Here is a 17,339-nt window from a genome sequence, read left to right as displayed (position 1 = left end):
CCTCCGAAAGCGGAGGTTTCTTCAGCCCTTACGACTTACTTAGAAAGCCAGCTTTCTACTTCATCAGAACCGTATTCAGCTTTCCAGGATTTCAACTTCGAGTGGTTGCCACCTTTGGTCTCGATCACTTCGCCCGTGTGGGGGTTCTTATATTGCTTGACTTGGCGAGCGCGACGCGGAGCTTTCTCAACCACTGCAGGCGCAGCACGGCGACCAGATTGCGGATCTAGTAGGTTGATGATGTCACGCAAGCTGAAGCCGTACTTGGCCAGCAAATCGCGCAGTTTAGTCTCAAACTCGATTTCTTTCTGAAGCTCGCTGCTGCCCTTCATAGCTTCCAGCTCAGCCAACTGGGCTGCCAATTTTTGCTCAAGCTGACGAAATTCGGCCAATCGCGACATGTGCATCACTCCGTAATGTGTAGTTGGTCTTAAGAGAATCCTAACGCAGGTTAAGTTCAAACCCAAATGAAAATCAGGGCCACCAGTCATCGGCTTTCTTACTGCTGCTCCAGTAGCCGTATTCTGAGCTCGGCAAGTCCACGGATAGGTCAATAACTTTTCGGATATCTACTTTTAATGGATCAAGCAGCTCTACTTGTTGTGTAGCCCAGCTAACCCACATTGCCATTGCCATTTGAGTTGCTTCGTCCCGAGGCGAGGCTTCAATTGTCGCCTGGATGAATGCTCGCAGCCGCTGAGCGCGCTCCCAGCTTTCTAGATTTTTCGTCAAATTCTGACGCAGCTTGTCCAACCGACGCTGCTGGTCGATTCTCTCTGTGCGCACTCGCTCCTCCTCTGCCCGCCGACGGCGACTAGCCTCATCGGATGATCGTTGGGCTTTCACGGAAGCGGCAATACGAACAAAGCCCGTAAGGATCTGACCAAGCTTCGATTCGAGCTTCCCTGTTTTGCTGTCCGTCCAAGTTTTTTGAATCAGTACTTCGGATCGCGCATCGACGATGAGGGAGAATACGCCAGTGGGCTCCCACCCAAAGCGAGCGGCCCTCATCGCGGCAAAGTCAGGCTCCCATCGCTGCCCAGGCTTGATAGGTTTGGAAGCAGGCGGTGGAATATCGAAGCGTTTTATGCGCTCCTGGATCGTGATCAGTAGCTCTTCCCCGTCGACTCGCACGAAACTACCTTTACTACCTACACCCCAGGTGTAGCCCAGCGACTCACTGGCTTTGATCAAGGTGTCATAGAGAAGCGCGCAGCGATCCATCTCATTTCGGAAGATGTGCGAGTTCAATACCTTTGTTTTGTCGAATACCAGTGCATTATTGAGCTCTTTGGCCTTCCTCGCTGCACTTAGCCATTTTTTTACCAACGGATGAGGGTCAGATAACTCCGTGGGCACCATCAAGATTTTAGGGTCTTTGATAACATTTTCAGGCCTCAGCCTGGCAGCCTTCTCGACATTCAGAAAGTGAAAAGTGACAGGCGTGGTAGAGGCTGGAGGCTTTGGACGACGCGGGCGTTTCGGGGCTGGCTTGGCCCAGTGCCCCCGGGTAGGCAACGTGATCCCCGCTTTGCGGCAGGCCTTCGACAAGCCCACATCCGAGACACCTATTTCCTTTGCGATGATGAGAACAGGTCGCTCCCACACCATTTCAAATAGCTGTTGAGGTGTGAATGTCTTTTCAACGTACATTACTCACCCTTTGTGGCATCCAAAGCGTTGTACCAATCAGCGTATGGCGAAAGGTCTACCCGACAGCGATTGTAGTCCGGGCTGCCGTCGTCCCACCAAACTGGCCCCCGCTCGCCCAGACCCACTTTGGCAGCATTCACTCGCGCACGCGCAGATTTCAGCATGCTCGAATCGTCAGCGCGCTTGGCCTTTTTGACATCTCGTCGAGCATCCATCAGGGCATGCGCAAGGCGTTGCCGCTCGCATTCACTCAATGAAGGATTCGTGCTGCGCCAGAGCTGACCTTTGACAACGAAATAGCGTCCGTCTGGTGTCGTTGGATTCATAGCGCAGATCTCGTGAGCGATACATCAAGGACACCAGAGATGACTCAACAGCTGCATGCTAGGGGTAAAGGGCCGCCACATGGCCTGAATTCTCATTAGTGAAGGCAGCGCAACCTCCCGGCTGGATACACGAGATGGAGCAACAGCTTTCTCTAGAGCCACGGAGCACATTTGTACTCCAACCTCTTCCTGTCACTGTATCCACCAATCACCCTACCCTGCGTGTTTTCCGGAGCACCTTTGAGACAGGGTATTATCGATGGCTGATCACTGAGAGACACAGGCAGCGTATGACTGAACATAACCAGCACGACGTACCGTCAGGCGCTTTGACGGCGCGGGACGTCTGCCAAGTGTTGCGAGAGGCGGTGTTCGGGCGCCGGACAATGACCAAGATTGGCAGCCAGTCCTGGGAGCAGGTGTACGCCTGCCATTTCGAAGTGGATATAGAGGGATGGCGGATCACGATCTACAACGACTGTGATGAGCTGGACTATTGCGAGCGGTGCGTTAGCCCGGATGGGCAGCGCTGGGATTTCGATCCTGGTAACCGGACAGATCCGGTTGCCCTGTTATCGACATGGGAGCATCAGAGCCTGGTGCGCATGTTAAAAGCCTTGTAGAGCGTTTAGGGCGTGCCTTACCAGGCCCGGCTGCCGTGAACCGAGCCATCGCCTAGCGATGTCTCGGCCCTTCGGGCTTCCATCCGTCACGCCGCCGCGCTCCGCCCAGGATTTCTCACTTTTTATCCTCTCAAATGACTCCATGCCGCTAGAACGACTTGGCCTTCCAAGCGGCACCTCTTGATCAAGTGTGGCGTTAAGTGGCCATTACTAGTGACTAGTCTCGGATGGGCCGCCAAGTGCGCGCAGCTGATAATCAGTAACGGCCTGAAACCTATGCTCTGCCAACAGCCGCAGGCGCTCGAGCTCCGCCCCGCTGACACCGTCGGCTTGCGCCTGGTGATAACGTTTCATAGCCTCCACGGCATCGGTGTACATCGGATGATCAGGAAGCAGGACGCTATTGGGATCCTTCATCATCGTGGTATTTCCTAGTGTGGTGTTTCAGAAGTGCCACTGAAAATCATTTACCCAGCGCCCGCGCTGCACGAGCGACCGAGACAAGGATGTCTCAGTTTCGGAAAGCGTGATGACGGTTGCTGGTCGGCCCATGTTGATACAAACTCTGACGAGTGAGTTTCTACAAAGCCTAGCTCAAATTTTCATCGGCACTTCTGAAACACCACACTAGGGCCTATACGATTACATGAATCATAGCCTCGAATACGTCAGCTTCTGCGGTACCAGCTTCGCACTTAATGGAGGCTGAGGAGAGCACCGCAATCCGCATGGCTGCGAATCAGCGGCCTTCCGATGCCACATCTCAGCTCAATGTACCGACTCACCTAACGTACCGACTGCGTGCAGGTGATAGCCGGCCACAGTCAGGTGATAGGCCTCGACGCAAAGGCGCTCGGACTTTGTGCCGGGTCGGCCTAGGGCGATCGCTTCACTGTAGACACGGATCGCCCCGAGCGCTTGCTTCACTTAGCCATTCCGGCAGAGCGTTTCCGTAAAAGTCACGATGTGGCTGGGTGGAAGCTGGGTGCAAAACACGCATCAATGAGTTGAGCAGTCTCGATCAGTCGCTGGCTCAAAGCTGGGAGAAGCGTCACTGCGACGATAGATCTTCGTTGAGCGAGTTCAAGGACGATATGAAGAACGGCATCGGAGTGCCGCATGATTTCTATCAAATGTAGCCCACTAGGCCCGTTGGCTCCAGAGATCCAATTTTTTGTCGTTCTTTCACTCGCGTTAGTCCAATTTCGCAGGGTCTTAATAGCTCTGTGTGAAGTGCCAAGCTCGTTCAGCAGCGCTGACGCCAAGGCATGGGCGTACACGTCAGAGCTTATTGGAAAAGAATTGCCCATTTTCGCGATCATTTTTCCACCTCCCAAATTTATTATTTGATATGCGCCGATAGGCATACAACAGTCTTGCCTAGGGTAATAGGTATGCCACAAACCAACTGATAGGCCTGCCAAATGCGACCGAGCACATCATTTAGCGCAGAAACCACTAACAGGGCGGCAGCTTATGTCAGGATGTCGACTGAGCATCAGCAGTACTCCACAGAAAATCAGCTGGACGCTATCAACATTTACGCGCAGGCCCACAATCTCAATATTGTGAAAATCTACACGGATGCAGGGAAAAGTGGACTCAGTCTAGATGGTCGCGAAGCTCTTCAACGTCTGCTTGCGGATGTAGAATATAGAAACTGCGACTTCGCTACCGTGCTCGTCTATGACGTCAGTCGGTGGGGGCGCTTTCAAGACCCAGACGTCAGCGCAAGTTATGAAGTACGCTGCCGGCAAGCAGGCGTTAGAGTAGAATATTGTGCTGAACAATTTGTAAATGACGGTTCCCCCGTATCCAGCATCATCAAAAGCGTGAAAAGAATGATGGCTGGCGAATACAGTCGCGAACTTTCTGTAAAGGTATTTGCCGGACAGTCACGTTTGATTCAGCTAGGGTATAGGCAGGGCGGCACTGCAGGTTACGGTCTACGTCGCCACCTCATAGACCAAGCTGGCAGACCTAAGGCAACGCTTTCCTGCAAAGAATATAAAAGTCTTCAAACCGACAGGGTAGTTCTAGCGCCTGGGCCAGACGCTGAGCGAGAAGTAGTGCTAGAGATATATAACTCATTTATTAAAAAGGCTCTGACAGAAAAAGAAATTGCCGATTCATTAAACAGGCGCGGGCTACTTACTGACCTAAACAGGCCATGGACGCGCGGTGTTGTACATCAAATTCTTGTGAATGAAAAGTATATCGGTAACAACGTTTGGAACCATACCTCAGCAAAACTAAAGATGCCTCGCATCGCCAACCCCGCGGCTGAATGGATAAGAGCGGACGCAGCATTTCCAGCAATAGTTGACCGCTCGCTATTTATTGCTGCCCAGGCAATAATTCAGGCTCGTACTCGCTTATGGTCAAACGAAGAAATGCTGACGAGTCTAAAAGATTTATTTCAAGAGCGAGGGTGTCTCTCAGGCCTTATCATTGACGAACAGGAGGACATACCATCAAGCAGCTGTTACCGAAAGCGGTTTGGCAGTCTGATTGACAGCTATCGTCTCATCGGATATGAGCCGGGTAGGGACTATAGTTTCATTGAAGCCAATCGTCATCTACGAGAACGTTATCCTGAGATACTCACTGATACGCAGCAGAAAATTGAGGCTGTAGGAGGACGAATAACCATAGATCCGAGCTCTCAACTAGTACTTGTTAATGATGAGTTTACAATTTCCATTGTACTCTGCCGTTGCCAGCAAATAGGAGCGAATCGTCGACGCTGGCAAGTAAGATTCGACTTCAGTCTTTTCCCGGACATCACTGTCGCCGTACGCATGCTCCCAGGGGAAGAAGAAGTTCTTGATTACTATCTGTTTCCTATGATTGATCTGGTAGCGCCTAATTTGCGGCTCGGCGACGCAAACCCCCGAGAACTGGAACTGTATCGCTTCGAAAGTTTGGAAATCTTGTCCACGCTGAGCAAGCGATTCCACCTGACGAGCGCCGCGTAATGAACGCGCCTCAGGAAGCTCCGCTGACACTACATGTCGCCCGAGCTTCGTCTATTGAACAAATCCCCTTAGAGCTCATCAAGGTTATTAACCCAAGGCAGCGCAATAAGAAAGTTTTCGCCAGATTAGTTGAAAATATAGCAAATATAGGATTAAAAAGACCTGTAACTGTAGCCCGCACTAACGCAGGCTTCGACCTAGTGTGTGGTCAAGGTAGATTTGAAGCCTTTAAGGTGTTAGGAGAGAGAAAAATCCCTTGCGTGGTGATAACCGCTAGTGAAGTGGACAGATATCTGATCAGTCTAGTAGAAAATCTCGCGCGGCGAAAGCACTCGAACCGCGACCTGCTAGAAGCAATAAATTCGTTACATGATCGCGGATACACCACCAAACAAATATCACAGAAGACGTGCCTAGACTATAACTATGTTGGCGGAATACTAATTTTACTAAGGCAAGGTGAAGAGCGATTAATCAGCGCTGTAGAAAAAGGCTGGCTACCAATTAAAATTGCTATAACAGTCGCACGCTCAGATGATACTGTAACTCAAGCAGCCATGCTCGAGGCATATGAAAATGGGTTGCTGAGAGGCGAGCAATTAATGAAAGTCCGCCGCTTAATCGACAATCGTCGCGCTGGCGGGAAATGCTTCAAACATCAGAAAACACCTGTAAAGATCACTACCTCCCGCCAGCTTCTTAATGCGTATCAATCTGAGGTACGCAGACAAAGATTGATGGTAAAGAAAGCGGACATCGGCGAACAACGTCTATTATTTATCGTCACAGCATTAAGAAGACTTCTCTCTGATGAGTATTTTTGCTCCCTGTTGAAGAGTGAAGGCATTGAGGACATGCCACAGGTTTTAGCCGATCGCGTCAAGGGAGAAATATGAACGAGGTTAAAAGCGCGTTTGATAGCAGGTTATTAACTTTGGCAACATCCCAATTGCTGCCATCACGAATTATCCCAGCATCAACTCTCAGCTCGCCTAAGTATTTAACGATACTAGCATCCGTACGAGAGCTTGGAATCATTGAGCCAATAGCTATACATCATGAGCCAATTGACTTGAATGAGCAACCATCGAGATATTTAGTACTTGACGGACACCTGCGACTAGCAGCGTTAAAACAGCTAAGCGCTCGACATGCACTTTGTATGCTTTCGACCGATGACGAGGGATTCACGTATAACAGACAAATAAGTCGACTAACTCCCATTCAAGAAAGCAAGATGATAACTCAGGCTATCGAGAGAGGAGTTTCTGCCGAGCGAATCGCTGAAGTCCTCAATATTAGCCTTGACCGGATCCAGCTGAGGCAAAACCTACTGAAAGGAATAGCGAAAGAGGCCATCGAACTATTAAAAACAAGAATGGTTAGTCAGCCGGTCTTCCATGCACTTAGAAAAATGAAGCCAATGCGGCAGATCGAAGCTGCAGAAATGATGATTTCTGCAAACTGCTATACCGGACGTTACGCGCAGATGGTATTGACCGCAACAAGACCTGAGGACTTATTGGAGACTAAGACCTCAGTCGAAGGTGTATCTCCTGAAAATATCGTGAAAATGGAAAGAGAAATGGAGAGACTCTATCACGATTACCGGCTTGTTGAAGATACTTTGGGAGAAACCATGTTGGTTCTTGTTGTAGCAAAAGGTTATTTGACTAGAATTTTACGCAACGACTCAATTTCGGCATACTTACAACGTTTCGAGCCTGACTTAGCTCGGGAATTAATGGGGATTATGGATGCAGTCACAGCAGATGCGAGAAATCTAGAGCGGGAGTAAGGGCCATACGATTCAGCTTTTTTATCTTTGTAGGATTGAAGACAGCCGAGAAATCCGTACTGTTACGATCCAGTGGCCTATCGGCCGCATGTCTCTCTAATGTACCGACTCACCTAGCGTACCGGCTTTGTACAGTTGATAATCGACCACCGTTTGGAACAGGTGATCCGCATCGATCCGAAGGCGCTCGAGCTCAGCTTCGGGTCGGCCTTGGGCCATTGCCTCGTTGTAGGCTCTGATGGCCTCCAGCGCTTGCTTCAGTAGAAGCTCACCTGCTTCCGCTATTCCCAGCAGTGTTCGCTTCATTTGGTTGCCTCTGCGTCGTTAATCATTCAATGTCGCGCTCTACAGTATGGCTCTTAGCCCCTTCGGGGGATATGCGATGTGACGCAGCCGCATGTACCCTATTTCTGACAGCTTCGCGCTCAAAGGTTGGAACAGCGTTATTTACAGTAAACAGTCCAGAGCTCATCAACTTGAGTGGTAAAGCTCTGACTCATCATCTCCCGGCGCATACCCCAGCTTGGATCGACCGGCACGCTTGCCAGCCGCATCGTCCCCCTACCCCACCTGCCGTTCACCGCATCCACCACACCAATCAACTTCTCACTCGCCAATGGCTGAGCAGCAGTAGGTCACCCGTGATTTCTTTCGGTTGGGTGAGTCGAGCAGCAGCACCTCTGCTTTTCTGTAGCGAAAAAGCTCCCGGTGCACCAGCTCCACGCCCTCCTGCGCCGCATTTGTCAGCAAGCGAGTGTCGTCCCTTGGGTTTCGTTTGGTGGTTCGGCCATGTTCGTCTCCATTCTTCTTAGCGTGTGGGGACTCGTGGCAATAGTTGCCGAAAACGAGAACAAAAGTCAGCGAACTAATCTGAGATTACGATCAACAAATCCGACTTAAGGCTTTAGACTTCACGCTCCAAGACGTCGATGATCGCTTTAGCTTGTGCTAGGTCGAATTGTTCGGCCATGGCTTTGAGCACCTCAATTCTTTTGAGTTTATAAGCCTTCATCGTTAACCGAAAAAAACTTTCCAAATTTTTCTCAGCCACCTCACTGTCACCAGGGAGAAAATGACCAGCGAGGCGAGCGGCATTTAGGAAATTTATCCCACAAATTCTGATGGTATTGCCTCCTTTTGGGCTGTGGGGTTTAGCCACTATTCGGCCTATCACATCAAACTCGAGGTAGTCTCCCCACTCATCGTGATGCGGATGTACCAGCATGTAATGTCCTGTATCCCCAGGAAAACTAGCAACCGAGACGCCTGGTTCAAGGACAGGCTTATCACTCTTAGACCCATTACAAGTTTTACAAACCGCCGCAATATTTTCACAGTAAAACATGAACTGCGGATGACCGTTTTTATCCAGTATGTGTTCGGCATCGTAAGAGCCTTTATGAGCGTCCAGCTCCTTGCTGCAGTAGCAACACTTCATGGATTGACGGTGATAGTAGTGTTGCTTCACTTCACTTTTGAATTGAACAACCCAGGCACCTACATCACCAGTCGTCTCCTTCCATAGGCCGACGTTTGCTGCGCCATCGGATTTTAGCTGATCGTGCTGCGCCTGTGTCAGCCTTCGGAAACCACTATAAACCTCAGCTTTTCTCCTAATTTCACGCATTGTACTGAATATCCATATTAATCAAATCAATGGCGTCCCGAAGAAGCTGCAAGGTTTTTTCATCACGGTATTCGCCATCAGAATAGAGACGTTCCAATCGCTTCAGTTCGACGAGAGACTTTTGCCTTACAGGGCCACCTTCAGTCTCAGCCTCCGTAATTAATGCGAAAATCTCGTTGGCAAGGTGAACACTTCCAGTTACTGGGGTATCAAATACGTTCTGCAGCGTCGCTTCTACCGACTCACCATCTTGAGCTAAACGCTCTGAAGCCGACTCTTTTTTCACCTGAACAACTCCAGCACCCAAAGCGTGGCCACGCTGTACGATTAATGGCGAGTGGGTGGCCACCAAAACGTGGCACCCCTTAAAGGGTTCTAAGGTTGCAAGAAGATTATCCAGATATTGTTGCTGCCAACGCGGGTGAAGGCTTAGCTCCGGTTCGTCGATTAGCACAAGGCTGTCATCTCTAAGAGCTGTTGCGAGACCTATAACCGAGCAAAGCATTTGCTGCTGGCCGGAACTTGCATTTGCAACATCGAAAATCTCGCCTGAAAGGCTTGTGAGTTCACACCGTCTTAGCGTGAGGAGATCCAAACGCCTCAACAACGACAGTGATTGGAAGGCCGCATACTCATATCGATCCCTACGACCGATAGAACCAATCCCACGTTTAAGCTGGCCAAACTCTAGCACCTCGTCCCCTAGCAAATAAAATGCCTCGGCGACCAAACTTCCGAGCTCCTGAGGGCTTTCTTTTCGAAGCTCCATTAGTAAGCCCGAGCGAGGATACTTACGACGAATAGACTCTTCTTTTTTTCCCTCAAAATAGTCCACCACATATCCACCACGTACAGCATCTGCTAGATCGACCAGGCCAGGCCTAGGCTCATAAGTGAAATCAAACCTATCTGAGAGCTTCAGATTTTCCATCACGCGGAGTATTGATCCTACGCTCTCAAGTGATTCGCTGAGACGATAAATAGCCTGCTCAAGCGTATTCTTGGACAAACTTGAACTGACCACTCGCGTAGATTTATGGAGACCAGCACACACGTACAATGAACTTGACTCCGCACCTTCCGAGTAGACTTTAGTAAGAGAAGACTCGTGAGTTAGCGGAGATGGAAAGCGGGTAAACGGGCTGTAAGTCTGTGCAATAACTCTCGCGGGCTCATGAGAGTCTTCCGATTTAAAGTGGTAGGGTTGGCTACCAAATTGGCGCCTGTATTCGATCGCCCCATTGTGTTTTCTCGATTTAAAAGCGTTGGCAAGAAAACTCAGAATCTCTGACTTTCCAGAACCGTTAGGGCCAGTCAGGAGGTCAACACGATTATTACCACCGTCGACTTTAGCTTCCAGATCAAGCCAAACACGGTCTGCTTTGACACTATGGATTTCCAACGATGATGCTCCCTGCAGAGGCCCGGCACGAACGACGTGCGAATTGATAACCGAGAGTACGATTCCGCAGACCAGAAATCCATACTGTGGCGACTTCGCGTTCCATTTTCCGATCTGCGACGGCCTAGGCAGCCATTGCTTTTCATACTGGAAATACGGGCAGTAGGACTACCTTGAAATAGTACATCGGTACCGCAATAACGATCACAATCAGATCTGGAAGGTGGTTACACCTCCCTATGATCAGTAACGCAGCGCGTTCTGCTTGGCCGTCGTATCTGCGCGTTCAGCGTCCTTTAGCCACGACTCAGCAATTTGTTCGAGCATTGCGTGAGTACGAACAAAATCGACTGACGCCTGGGCCCACTGTTGAGCTTGCTGAGCCAAATCTCGCTCTTGGTCGCCCCCTTCTCCGAACGCTTTGCAGAACACGCCGCGCATGTTGAATCTTTCGATGCAAACGCCCGTTTCAAGCTGCGGAGACGCGAGCGCCTCGATGACATGACGAACCGCTTCGTGTGGCCAGGCTCCATCCGTAGGACTCGAAGGCGCATGCGCCAATACCTGCCCAATGAGCTGATCGGTAATCTCCTGACGATTCGCTTGCGCCGCCAAACACCGAAGCTCAACGCACCAGGCCATCAACGTTTCCTGGTCGACGTCCTGATTATTCTGCCCCGGCAAGGTCTTCAGGCTTTTTAGCAACTGATACGCATTGGTGGCTTGATTCCTTTCCAGAGCGGATACCTCTGCTCGCTCTGCTCCCTTGGCCCTAAATACCAAACTGACCAGGCTCATGAAGAAGCCCGGATCTTCAAGCAGAACTTTATGCAGGGCCTCAGGCTCATCGCGAAGCACTGGCAGGTAAGCAAACTCCAGGTTCGCAATTTGTCCAAGCGTCGTATCCTTTCGCTGAGCCAACTCCCTGATAACCTTTTCTACATCAAAGAAGCTGGTTGCAAGCTGCGCTCCTGGTTTGGCGTTTTGCTCCGCAACGCCTTCCATCAACAGCTCTATAACGAGCTCGGAGGAGACATCTGCCAGTCGACGCGAAGCAGCGCTCAACGCTGCAACGGGACGTTCAACATGTCGGTATTTGCTTATTGCCTGGAGCAGCTCAGTCACGCTTACTTCAAGAGGATATGGGGCTTTTACAGTCCAGTAGGCTTGCGCTATCGCCTCACCAAAGGAGTCAACGTACGACCACGTCTGCTCGTTCTCCAAGATGCGTTCGAGAACCCTTGCGACACGATCAATACCCAGACCACTGTCCAAGAGCATCGACCGAGCGTCCTGTTTCCATCTTTCCTCAAAGCGGATGATTCCATCTGCCATGACCATACCGGCTGCGAATTCCAAGTCTTGCAGGTCGCTGCTGAGCAGGCTGGTGAGCAGCGCTAAGCGCTCCTCGTAAGATAGCTCTAGGCGGAGCGCAGAGCTCAAAACGAAGTGAGAACTTTTGGCTCGGCACGCCATCTGCAGGATGCCCTGAATGCCCAAGGCTTCATACACATCCACCACTGCTTGCGATCGGGCATTTTCAGTGAGCTGCCCAATGTCCGCACCGTCCTCATCAATACCCTCCACAGGCGGCACCCACTCATCAAACAACCAGGTGTACTTTTCCACCAGCGCTTCGGGCGCATACCGGTCGATCAGCGGCAGCAAGGACTCGATTCGCCCCTTCTCCATCGCCCATTCGGTTTTGGCATACTTCTGGTGATGCTTGATCTGCACGTTCAAGGCTTTCCAAATCTGCGCACGCACATCAGCATCGGCAGAGCTCAGTACCTCACCGAGTCGCTCGACCACGGATTTGAATGGATCGGGCTGGAACCTCTGCAACGAATTAATCAGTGAGATCCAACGCTCCGGAATCATGCCTGCTGCCTCAACAGCCAAAGCAATGATCTTGGCCTCACTCTCCCACACCAGACCAAAAGTCAGGGTTTCACCATGATCCTGCTCATATTCCCGGAACTTTGGCTTTTCGGTGAGCGAACTGGTGTCGTGTGAACGGGGAAGCAAGCTGGCAAGGAGCGCCCAAGCGATGCTTGGCAGCGCATTCACGACAGACTGCAACACGGCCAATCGACGCTTCGTCGTTACCGACGTAGAAGGAGCCCAGGACAAAAAGATCGCTCGCAGGCTGTTGATCGGGCGATTGCTAAGCTTGCCACCCGGGTCGATCGCCGCAAGCTTAGCGAGGCACAACACGGCCTGTTCAAAATAACGGGCATCCCAGGCAATCACTTCCAGCGCCCAGAGCAATCCACAATGATAAGTCACAGGCGTGAGCATGCCTGGGTGCTCGTCGAAGATTGGCAAAATACTCGGCGAGGCGCCCTCAAGCTGACGCTCAAGGGCCTCTAGAAAAGACTTTGGGGAAGCCTCAGCAAGCAGCGACAGATTTTGGCTCAAGCTCGCGAGCAGTGTGACGTTGTCCGATAGCCCGGGAATCGACCTGACCAAATCATCAACAAAGGTCTGCGGATCCCCACCTGCCACTTTGAAGTTTGCGTGTTTATGCAGCACAGCCATATGGAGCAGAGTCGTCATTAACCCGTTCCTGAGCTGTTCGCTATGCGAGTTGTCCTGTTCGCGCCTGCTATTCTGCACGAAAGGTTCGTCAGCGGTCGGTGGCTTGTGTGCGCTTACAGCCGTCTCGAAAACGGCAACCAGTGCCGCTTTGAATTGCTCCAGATGTCGGCGCCCAACCCGATGAGCTAGGTGCAGAAACGCATCGACTGGGGCTCTGGTTGCCCACAGGTTCTCGATGCGTTCGAGGGGCGAATCCTGCATGACCAAGAACTCAAGCAGATCGTCCTCGGTATCGTCATAAGGCTTCTGGCTAAGCGAGCTGAGAACGTGCTGATCTTGGTCTACATCACTGACCCACGCGCCCGCCAACATGACAGGGATCAACGCATCAGCGTTTGCAACCCAAGTGGGTAACTCGGCAGTTCCACTTGGTTTCTGCCGAGCCAAGACCGCCAAACTTCGGCCACAGGTGCGGGCAACTTCATACCCCTCAATTTCAGACATGCCCATGCCGGTAAATGCTTTACCGAGCTGGGAACTGGTCGGTCGGATCAGCTCCACATGATCGTTCTTCCTGTCGTCGGCTCCTGCACTTATGACCGTTGGGCCAGAGGTCTTCAGTAATCCAACGCATTTGCGGGCGCCGAGCCTGGGCAGGTAAATCAGGTTACAGGTACTCACGAGGTACCGAGCCGCTTCCTCCGTTTCGACAATCAGGGTGCGAGCTTCTAATGGTTTGCGCACGACTTCCGGCGCCTTGCGGATCGCTGCGACCGCGAAGGCGATTACTTCATCGGTAGTGTCCGCAGCAAACGCCAGTCGCCCACTACCTTGTGTCAGGGTTCGCAGCAAATCATCTGCCTGAGACTCGCGTCCGGCGAGCAGTACGTCTTCCACCAAGGCAGGTTCGAAGCGAGAGGAGAACAACTCCCAAAATTCATCGGTGCTGAGCACGCCGTGTTGAGGGGGGCGCCTGAAAACGCTTCGCGCCCAGCGCGAAGCTACTGCTGGGCTCTGAGCGAGCCAATCTTCCAGTAGCGGCCCATCGAGATAGACGACACGCTTCCACTCATTGAGCTCGTTTTTCTCGTCAAGCCAATCTTCAACTTTGACCTTCGGCGTATCCCACGTCCTCGGTGAGACGATGACCAATGTGCACTCAGCCCGAACGGCTGCATCTATCTCTTCAGTGCGCTTGGTGTAATCGTCCTCAGCCTTGGCCTTGCCGGCGCCATTCGTGCCAAACTCCCAGATCGACTTTCCATCAGGTACAAATGGCGAATTTGCCTCGGCGTTAAGGTATCCATCGAAGCCCCGAACCTGTCCCATATCACCATGCAGAAACCGAAGCCGGTGCACCCTTGTGGAAGTGGCCCATATCAGCCCAGCCACCAACTCGGGCACCTTATCCCTGCCTTGGAGGGTGTCGGCCCACTGCCCCAGTTCAAGCGCATTGATCCACTTCAACGATTTTCTCCTTTCACATCGTGCAACAACCGTCGCCGTGACGAGCCGGACTCGTCCGCGAAGAGGCGCTCTACCCCACGCCGCAATAAAACTGCCAGGCAGGCGGCAACGCTTGATGAGCTCTTACAGAGCGGGCCTTTACCAGCACTGAGCAACGACGAATCTGTTACGCAACGCATATCGTCCGTTGGATATGGCAGCTCGACCAAGACGCCATTTGCGTACTTCATTTCATCCGGATTGAACATGCCCGTGCGAATGCTCACCCGTAACCGTTTGCAAAGTGTAAGCGTCCGGCGAACTCACCTTCCGAACTCCAGCATTAAGGGCGATGGTGTCCGCGTATTTTTAAGCGGACGCGATCACCCTTATCGCCAGGATTTCCATGCGCCAACGAAGCTCTTATCCGAAACCGTTCAAAGCCCAGGTCGTTCAGGAATGCCTGCAACCTGGCGCAACCGTGTCCAGTGTCGCCATCAACCACGGCATCAATGCCAACGTCATCCGCAAATGGCTGCCGCTCTATCGAGATCAGCCCGCAGCGGCTTCACTACCAGCTTTCGTCCCGCTAAAAGCCGCACCTAAACGGCCAGTCGAAGCGTCAGTGATCATCGAGTTGCCCGTGGCCGGGCAAGTGATCACGGTGAAATGGCCAGCCTCGGATCCCGAGGGTTGTGCGCAATTTATTCGGGCTTTCGCTCAATGATCCGCATCGATGCCATCTGGCTGGCCACCGAGCCGATGGACATGCGCGCTGGCACCGAGACAGCATTAGCTCGGGTGATTGCGGTGTTCGGTGCGGCGAAGCCGCACTGCGCTTATCTGTTCGCCAATCGCCGGGCTAACCGGATGAAAGTGCTGGTGCACGATGGCGTCGGTGTCTGGCTGGCAGCGCGTCGACTGAACCAAGGCAAGTTCCACTGGCCCGGCATTCGCCACGGCTGCGAGGTCGAACTCGACAGCGAACAACTCCAGGCGTTGGTGCTGGGCCTGCCGTGGCAGCGCGTCGGTGCAGGCGGTGTGATTAGCATGCTGTAAACGCCGGCCATTTGGCCGGTCTACTTGTCGTCGCCCCGAGCCTGCTCTGGCACAATCGGCGGCATGACTTTCTCGCCCAACCTCGACCAGATGACCCCGGAACAGCTTCGTGCCTTGGCGGCACAGGCGTTGCAATTGCAATCTCAGGTCGAGGCGATGAGCAGGAAGATTCAGAACGATGAAATCCTCATCGAACAGTTCAAGTTCGAAATCGCCCTGCTCAAACGGCACAAGTTTGCCAAGCGCAGCGAGCAAATCAGCCCGGCGCAAAGCAGCTTGCTGGATGACCTGCTCGACATAGACCTTGAAGCTATCGAGGCCGAGCTAAAACAGCTTCTCCCAGATGCGCCACAGGCCGAACCACGGCAATCCCCGAAACGTGCGCCTTTGCCGCCGCAGTTTCCACGCACGGTGATTCGTCACGAACCCGAAAACACCCAGTGCGTCTGTGGCTGCCAACTTCAACGCATCGGCGAAGACGTCAGCGAGAAGCTGGATTACACGCCGGGCGTGTTTACCGTCGAGCAACATGTGCGGGGCAAATGGGCCTGTCGCCAGTGCGAAACCCTGATCCAGGCCCCGGTGCCAGCCCAGGTTATCGACAAAGGTATCCCGACCGCAGGTTTGTTGGCCCACGTGATGGTGGCCAAGTTTGCCGATCACTTGCCGCTGTACCGGCAGGAGAAAATTTTTGGCCGCGCCGGGCTGGCAATTGCTCGCTCGACCCTGGCGCAGTGGGTCGGACAAACCGGCGTGCGGCTTCAGCCACTGGTCGATGCACTGCGTGAAGCCGTGCTGAACCAGGGCGTGATCCACGCTGATGAAACACCGGTGCAAATGCTTGCGCCAGGCGAGAAGAAAACCCATCGGGCCTATATCTGGGCGTACAGCACGACGCCGTTTTCAGGGCTCAAAGCGGTGGTTTACGACTTCAGCCCAAGCCGTGCTGGCGAACATGCGCGCAACTTCCTGGGTGACTGGAACGGCAAGCTGGTCTGCGACGACTTCGCTGGCTACAAAGCCGGTTTCGAACAAGGCATCATTGAAATCGGCTGCATGGCCCACGCCCGGCGCAAGTTCTTTGATTTGCACGTGGCGAACAAAAGTCAGCTGGCTGAACAGGCCCTGCACTCGATCAGCGGCTTGTACGAGGTCGAACGTCAGGCGCGGGACATGAGTGATGAAGAGCGCTGGCGAATACGACAAGAACTGGCGGTGCCGATCCTCAAAAAACTGCATGACTGGATGTTGGCGCAGCGAGACCTGGTGCCCAATGGATCAGCCACGGCCAAAGCCCTCGATTACAGCCTGAAACGCTGGGTAGCGCTGACGCGCTACCTAGAAGATGGGGCTGTGCCCATCGACAACAACCAGGTCGAAAACCAGATACGGCCATGGGCACTCGGGCGCTCGAACTGGTTATTTGCGGGATCCCTGCGCAGCGGTAAGCGGGCTGCGGCAATCATGAGTTTGATCCAGTCGGCGCGCATGAATGGGCATGATCCGTATGCCTATCTCAAAGATGTGCTGACGCGGCTGCCGACCCAACGGGCCAGTGAGATCGGACAGTTGCTGCCGCATCAGTGGGTGCCGGCCTGACTTACGCAAGGTGAGTTCGCCGGACGCTTACTGCAAAGTGACTAGGGAGCACGGAGCTTCTCGGCAGACCGGTGCTGGGAGCAGGCACGACAACGAGTTCAGAATTACGAGAATTATCTCTAAGCAATGATTATTTGTTCTCCATAATTTGACCTAAAAGGAGATCGGGCAAACGGTCAGGTATCCTCGCAACCACCATCTGAGGTAGGTGTTCTGATCCGACCATAGGCGTCATTACCTAAAGTCGCATCCCCCTCCTCATCGAACATCGCTCCGATAGGAAGCCT

Annotated in this window: 16 protein-coding genes and 1 pseudogene; 7 read left to right on the top strand and 10 right to left on the bottom strand. The window is 52.6% G+C overall.

Annotation, left to right across the window (positions count from 1 at the left end; genetic code table 11):
- Positions 1-35: 35 nt before the first annotated feature.
- From ACF8EA_RS22855 to ACF8EA_RS22845, 3 genes are all read right to left on the bottom strand, one after another.
- A complete protein-coding gene (locus ACF8EA_RS22855; RefSeq protein WP_121161486.1) occupies positions 36-401 on the bottom strand; it encodes a histone-like nucleoid-structuring protein, MvaT/MvaU family in 366 nt (121 codons plus the stop codon).
- Positions 402-474: 73 nt separating this feature from the next.
- The gene (locus ACF8EA_RS22850) at positions 475-1,653 is read right to left on the bottom strand and encodes a hypothetical protein (RefSeq protein WP_135192992.1); all 1,179 of its coding nucleotides are present in this window, start codon (positions 1,651-1,653) and stop codon (positions 475-477) included.
- Complete coding sequence (locus ACF8EA_RS22845) at positions 1,653-1,979, bottom strand: hypothetical protein (protein WP_135192991.1); 327 nt, start codon at positions 1,977-1,979, stop codon at positions 1,653-1,655. Before ACF8EA_RS22845 ends, ACF8EA_RS22850 begins: the two co-directional genes overlap by 1 nt.
- A 290-nt stretch (positions 1,980-2,269) precedes the next feature.
- Here ACF8EA_RS22845 and ACF8EA_RS22840 point away from each other — a divergent pair, with 290 nt between their 5' ends.
- Entirely contained in the window at positions 2,270-2,602 is a 333-nt protein-coding gene (locus ACF8EA_RS22840; RefSeq protein ID WP_274119331.1) for a hypothetical protein, read from the top strand.
- Between the two features lie 210 nt (positions 2,603-2,812).
- Here ACF8EA_RS22840 and ACF8EA_RS22835 read toward each other — a convergent pair whose 3' ends face one another.
- On the bottom strand, positions 2,813-3,022 hold the full coding sequence (locus ACF8EA_RS22835; protein WP_135192852.1) for a hypothetical protein: 210 nt from the start codon (positions 3,020-3,022) through the stop codon (positions 2,813-2,815).
- 348 nt (positions 3,023-3,370) lie between these two features.
- A complete protein-coding gene (locus ACF8EA_RS22830; RefSeq protein WP_274119332.1) occupies positions 3,371-3,529 on the bottom strand; it encodes a hypothetical protein in 159 nt (52 codons plus the stop codon).
- 497 nt (positions 3,530-4,026) lie between these two features.
- Between ACF8EA_RS22830 and ACF8EA_RS22825 the strand changes: the two genes are divergently transcribed.
- The 3 genes from ACF8EA_RS22825 to ACF8EA_RS22815 are packed head-to-tail and all read left to right on the top strand — an operon-like array spanning position 4,027 to position 7,378.
- Positions 4,027-5,580, top strand: a complete 1,554-nt coding sequence (locus tag ACF8EA_RS22825; RefSeq protein ID WP_135192854.1) for a recombinase family protein — start codon at positions 4,027-4,029, stop codon at positions 5,578-5,580.
- On the top strand, positions 5,580-6,476 hold the full coding sequence (locus tag ACF8EA_RS22820; protein WP_135192855.1) for a ParB/RepB/Spo0J family partition protein: 897 nt from the start codon (positions 5,580-5,582) through the stop codon (positions 6,474-6,476). The genes ACF8EA_RS22825 and ACF8EA_RS22820 overlap by 1 nt, the downstream gene beginning before the upstream one ends.
- Positions 6,473-7,378 carry a plasmid partitioning protein RepB C-terminal domain-containing protein gene (locus ACF8EA_RS22815; RefSeq protein WP_135192856.1) on the top strand — a complete coding sequence of 302 codons (906 nt, stop codon included), beginning with the start codon at positions 6,473-6,475 and terminating at the stop codon, positions 7,376-7,378. Before ACF8EA_RS22820 ends, ACF8EA_RS22815 begins: the two co-directional genes overlap by 4 nt.
- 96 nt (positions 7,379-7,474) lie before the next feature.
- Here ACF8EA_RS22815 and ACF8EA_RS22810 read toward each other — a convergent pair whose 3' ends face one another.
- The 5 genes and pseudogenes from ACF8EA_RS22810 to ACF8EA_RS22790 all read right to left on the bottom strand — a co-directional run bounded on the left by ACF8EA_RS22810 (position 7,475) and on the right by ACF8EA_RS22790 (position 14,415).
- On the bottom strand, positions 7,475-7,684 hold the full coding sequence (locus ACF8EA_RS22810; protein ID WP_135192857.1) for a hypothetical protein: 210 nt from the start codon (positions 7,682-7,684) through the stop codon (positions 7,475-7,477).
- Positions 7,685-7,821: 137 nt separating this feature from the next.
- Positions 7,822-8,146: pseudogene (locus ACF8EA_RS22805) on the bottom strand (DUF4113 domain-containing protein); the annotation flags it as partial.
- A gap of 136 nt (positions 8,147-8,282) precedes the next feature.
- Positions 8,283-9,005, bottom strand: coding sequence for a hypothetical protein (locus tag ACF8EA_RS22800; protein ID WP_135192858.1), 723 nt, complete (start codon positions 9,003-9,005; stop codon positions 8,283-8,285).
- Entirely contained in the window at positions 8,998-10,407 is a 1,410-nt protein-coding gene (locus ACF8EA_RS22795) for an AAA family ATPase (protein ID WP_392523311.1), read from the bottom strand. Before ACF8EA_RS22795 ends, ACF8EA_RS22800 begins: the two co-directional genes overlap by 8 nt.
- A 243-nt stretch (positions 10,408-10,650) precedes the next feature.
- Positions 10,651-14,415, bottom strand: coding sequence for a hypothetical protein (locus ACF8EA_RS22790; RefSeq protein ID WP_392523310.1), 3,765 nt, complete (start codon positions 14,413-14,415; stop codon positions 10,651-10,653).
- A 385-nt stretch (positions 14,416-14,800) separates the two neighbouring features.
- Between ACF8EA_RS22790 and tnpA the strand changes: the two genes are divergently transcribed.
- The 3 genes from tnpA (at position 14,801) to tnpC (ending at position 17,052) form a co-directional block, all read left to right on the top strand.
- A complete protein-coding gene (gene tnpA, locus ACF8EA_RS22785) occupies positions 14,801-15,121 on the top strand; it encodes an IS66-like element accessory protein TnpA (RefSeq protein ID WP_010954361.1) in 321 nt (106 codons plus the stop codon).
- Positions 15,118-15,453: an IS66 family insertion sequence element accessory protein TnpB gene (gene tnpB / locus ACF8EA_RS22780; RefSeq protein WP_004575513.1), complete on the top strand. Its 336-nt coding sequence runs from the start codon at positions 15,118-15,120 to the stop codon at positions 15,451-15,453. The genes tnpA and tnpB overlap by 4 nt, the downstream gene beginning before the upstream one ends.
- A gap of 63 nt (positions 15,454-15,516) precedes the next feature.
- Complete coding sequence (gene tnpC, locus ACF8EA_RS22775) at positions 15,517-17,052, top strand: IS66 family transposase (protein ID WP_135192862.1); 1,536 nt, start codon at positions 15,517-15,519, stop codon at positions 17,050-17,052.
- The last annotated feature ends 287 nt before the right edge of the window (positions 17,053-17,339 follow it).

Origin of the sequence: Pseudomonas sp. YQ_5, from assembly GCF_043103305.1 — a bacterium.
GTDB classification, from domain to species: domain Bacteria; phylum Pseudomonadota; class Gammaproteobacteria; order Pseudomonadales; family Pseudomonadaceae; genus Aquipseudomonas; species Aquipseudomonas putida_Y.
Note: the sequence above shows the minus strand (reverse complement) of the source record. Positions and strands in the feature narration are given on the sequence as shown.

What these genes read in the sequence shown, in the direction of transcription:
- ACF8EA_RS22855 (WP_121161486.1), bottom strand. Translation starts at nt 401, where the DNA reads ATGTCGCGATTGGCCGAATTTCGTCAGCTTGAGCAAAAATTGGCAGCC.
- ACF8EA_RS22850 (WP_135192992.1), bottom strand. Translation starts at nt 1,653, where the DNA reads ATGTACGTTGAAAAGACATTCACACCTCAACAGCTATTTGAAATGGTG.
- ACF8EA_RS22845 (WP_135192991.1), bottom strand. Translation starts at nt 1,979, where the DNA reads ATGAATCCAACGACACCAGACGGACGCTATTTCGTTGTCAAAGGTCAG.
- ACF8EA_RS22840 (WP_274119331.1), top strand. Translation starts at nt 2,270, where the DNA reads ATGACTGAACATAACCAGCACGACGTACCGTCAGGCGCTTTGACGGCG.
- ACF8EA_RS22835 (WP_135192852.1), bottom strand. Translation starts at nt 3,022, where the DNA reads ATGATGAAGGATCCCAATAGCGTCCTGCTTCCTGATCATCCGATGTAC.
- ACF8EA_RS22825 (WP_135192854.1), top strand. Translation starts at nt 4,027, where the DNA reads ATGCGACCGAGCACATCATTTAGCGCAGAAACCACTAACAGGGCGGCA.
- ACF8EA_RS22820 (WP_135192855.1), top strand. Translation starts at nt 5,580, where the DNA reads ATGAACGCGCCTCAGGAAGCTCCGCTGACACTACATGTCGCCCGAGCT.
- ACF8EA_RS22815 (WP_135192856.1), top strand. Translation starts at nt 6,473, where the DNA reads ATGAACGAGGTTAAAAGCGCGTTTGATAGCAGGTTATTAACTTTGGCA.
- ACF8EA_RS22810 (WP_135192857.1), bottom strand. Translation starts at nt 7,684, where the DNA reads ATGAAGCGAACACTGCTGGGAATAGCGGAAGCAGGTGAGCTTCTACTG.
- ACF8EA_RS22800 (WP_135192858.1), bottom strand. Translation starts at nt 9,005, where the DNA reads ATGCGTGAAATTAGGAGAAAAGCTGAGGTTTATAGTGGTTTCCGAAGG.
- tnpA (WP_010954361.1), top strand. Translation starts at nt 14,801, where the DNA reads ATGCGCCAACGAAGCTCTTATCCGAAACCGTTCAAAGCCCAGGTCGTT.
- tnpB (WP_004575513.1), top strand. Translation starts at nt 15,118, where the DNA reads ATGATCCGCATCGATGCCATCTGGCTGGCCACCGAGCCGATGGACATG.
- tnpC (WP_135192862.1), top strand. Translation starts at nt 15,517, where the DNA reads ATGACTTTCTCGCCCAACCTCGACCAGATGACCCCGGAACAGCTTCGT.